1 protein-coding gene is annotated in these 530 nt (G+C 54.9%); it reads right to left on the bottom strand.

What is annotated here, in order from left to right:
* Positions 1–530: YPDG domain-containing protein (locus ACXIUA_RS11260; RefSeq protein WP_457976886.1), on the bottom strand; the 530-nt coding region annotated here is incomplete at both ends.

Below are 530 nucleotides of genomic sequence, written 5' to 3'. Positions count from 1 at the left end.
CCATCCGGGTAAGTCACAACAACCGGAACCGTGATCTTGTCACCAGGCTTTGCATCCTCAGGAACCTTAACGGTGACAGAACCGTCCTCATTGACAGTCACACCCTCAGGCACCTTGTCACCAGGGGTGAACTTCGTACCATCAGGCGCCGTGGTCGGGTTACCCTCCTTATCCTTAAACGTCGGAGCAGGAACCTTCACATCATCGCCAGGCTTACCAGAACCATCCTCGTAACCAGGATTGAACTTCTCGTTGTCCTTCTCCGCCGGAGTCACCGGCGCATCCGGCTTCTCAACCGTGACAGTGACATCAACAGTGTCCTTGGAGCCATCCGGGTAAGTCACAACAACCGGAACCGTGATCTTGTCACCAGGCTTTGCATCCTCAGGAACCTTAACGGTGACAGAACCGTCCTCATTGACAGTCACACCCTCAGGCACCTTGTCACCAGGGGTGAACTTCGTACCATCAGGCGCCGTGGTCGGGTTACCCTCCTTATCCTTAAACGTCGGAGCAGGAACCTTCACATC

It is taken from the genome of Corynebacterium sp. UMB8791, from assembly GCF_054166365.1.
Note: the sequence above shows the minus strand (reverse complement) of the source record. Positions and strands in the feature narration are given on the sequence as shown.